Annotated in this window: 2 protein-coding genes and 1 tRNA gene; 1 reads left to right on the top strand and 2 read right to left on the bottom strand. The window is 35.9% G+C overall.

Annotated features, from left to right (window positions below):
- Positions 1-1026: hypothetical protein (locus tag C6H22_RS00780; RefSeq protein ID WP_158654577.1), on the bottom strand; the 1026-nt coding region annotated here is incomplete at its 3' end.
- A 175-nt stretch (positions 1027-1201) separates the two neighbouring features.
- On the opposite strand from C6H22_RS00780, the gene C6H22_RS00785 reads away from it, so the two are divergent.
- Positions 1202-1277: transfer RNA gene (locus tag C6H22_RS00785), tRNA-Phe, on the top strand.
- Between the two features lie 201 nt (positions 1278-1478).
- Here the strand turns inward: C6H22_RS00785 and C6H22_RS00790 are convergent.
- On the bottom strand, positions 1479-2539 hold a 1061-nt coding region (locus tag C6H22_RS00790; protein WP_104693449.1), incomplete at its 5' end, for a hypothetical protein.

Below are 2539 nucleotides of genomic sequence, written 5' to 3' on the forward strand. Positions count from 1 at the left end.
AAATTTTGGATTACTTCCAAAAATTGTTTGTCTTCTTTGCTGAAGTTCATGGAAATTAGGTAAATAGAATGGACCAACTATAGAAGCCAAAAACCCTATCGTATCTTTATGCATATTTTGAATCTCTAGCTTACTAGAAAAATCCGTGATATCTAACTTAAACTTTTCATACTCGGATTTATTGTCAATGACAAAACTCTTAAGCGTAAAATCAGCACTTGTCTCATATAAATCATTAGAAGCTTTTGTTTTGTTAGTAAGCCCAAATTTTTCAAATCTTACCTCAACATCATCATCACCAAATTCAAGAGCCTTGAGATGTATAGTATTTTTTTGAGAAAACAATGTTCCTTTGCTTATAATGCTTATTAGCTCCTCATAAGTAATTGGTGTATCATATTTATCTTCTGCGACAACATCTTTGATCCTCCAGTGAGAATATGTATCACTATAAGAAGCCTCAGGTAAGCTAAATACTACACCTTTTACTCCATAGTCTGTAGTTATATGTAAAACGAGTGAAAGTCCTTTAATCTCTAAATTGTTTCTTTCGTGTATCATCATATCATTCAGTCGCAATGCCAGACTTCCGCTATCCAATTCAATAACACCAATTTGACCATCTGCAAATCTTTCTTTGATGTCAGAATGTGTCGAAGAAACATAGAATTTTGAAGATGTGAAAGGGATATTAGAAAATACAAGATCAATATCAAATGCAATATTTGATTGTGGAAAACTAACCACCCACTTACCATTTGAATGCAAAAACCCACTCTCATATGGTGAAGTTTCAATACTCAAATCAAGCTCTTCAATACTGCGTAACATATATGAAGCACTCATTCCCTGTGCCTCAAAAATAGGCTTGAGCACAGAAGCTACACTTGCTTTCATATCACTCACGCTCTTTTGAGACAACTCCTCATAATACTTCTTATGAATGCCATTTATATGTACTGCAGACCCTATAAATGCCCCAAGTGCAAGCACTATCACCACGATACCAACAACTTTTTTTGTCATTTGTCATCCTTAGTTTTGTAAAAATTAAGCTTTGATTATACACAAAAATGCGCAATTTAATTAATTAAGACAATTTAGGGTTTCCAAGAATCTCATGCTTTTAAGTATTTTTTCAAACTCTCTATTATATAATTCCACCTTTTGTTACCTAAACCTTTTCTTTATCTTTTCTTGTGGCTTGATAGCTCAGTCGGTAGAGCAGAAGACTGAAAATCTTCGTGTCGGTGGTTCGATTCCGCCTCAAGCCACCATTCTTAGATTCTCTAATCCTTGCATATAACTTCCTTAGCACTTACTGTAATCGTTAATGACAATTACTCTATAACCCATGTATTCATCGTGTTAATTATATGTGATGTATTTTTATGTATGAAAATATATGCTAGATTCTAGAAAGATTGAGAGTCAAAGATACTAGGCGTTATAAGCCTAGTATTCTATAGAGTTTTAGATTAAAAATCCCATTTGATACGTACAGCACCGATGACACTACTTTGTTTATTCCCTTTTCCAAAACTTACTCCTGAATCTGCATCACCTGTAACAGAATAATACGCCACAAGCGGTGCTAGTGCTAGATTCTGACTAACTTTATATGGTAGATTGATAAATGCTGCAAAAGAATTGATGCCACCATCTCTTCTCTCACCATTTGTTTTATATTGGTTGCTACCACCTGTTGTGAGTTGGTAACCTCCACCGATAGCCATACCAAATTGCTTGCTAAAATCATACCCAAACTCTAAATGTGCTCCCACACGCGTAGCATTATAGCCGACGTTATTATTACCAGCATTTACACCATTTATATTCCCATGTGTATAAGCACCAGTATTAATAGTAGTGCTTTGTTCACCATATACATCACCATTTTTCCCTGCATTTGCCATAAAGGAAATATAGGCATTACCAAATTTTGGTCTGATACCAAACCATCCGTGATATGCATGCAAATCTGGTCCGCTATAACTAGAATAATATGGACCATATCCACTAACCCTCACATAACTCACACCCACCTTAAAAAAGAGATTGCCATCTGTATCTTTTGCTACATAACTTGTAGCAATCCTTGGCATTTGTGTATTAGCGCGATATGCTCCATTTTGTGTCCCAGTATTCACACCTGATCCCATATTATCCTCAAGCAATGCGATAGTAAAACCTCCAAATTTATAGGCCACTTGTATGCGTCTCCAAGCTAGAACCACACCACCAAAACCTATAGATCCGGTATCTGCATTTAGCCAATTTGACGAAAAACCTTCATCTGTTGTAGGTGAATTTTGCTTACCAAACAAGAATTCTCCACTAGAAGTCTTATAGGCACCATAATAAAGACGCCAACCTGGCGCATTATCATTTTCCTGCCAACCATATTCTACCTGTGCTCTAAAGTCTCCTGTTGAAAAATTGATACCAAATCGGCTATTGTTCTGTAAACCCATAAGATATCCGGTAAGAGCATTAGGTCTGCTTGTTGCTTCTGTAGCATGTCCTACACCTATATAAC

This window comes from Helicobacter equorum (genome assembly GCF_900198655.1).
Lineage (GTDB): Bacteria > Campylobacterota > Campylobacteria > Campylobacterales > Helicobacteraceae > Helicobacter_F > Helicobacter_F equorum.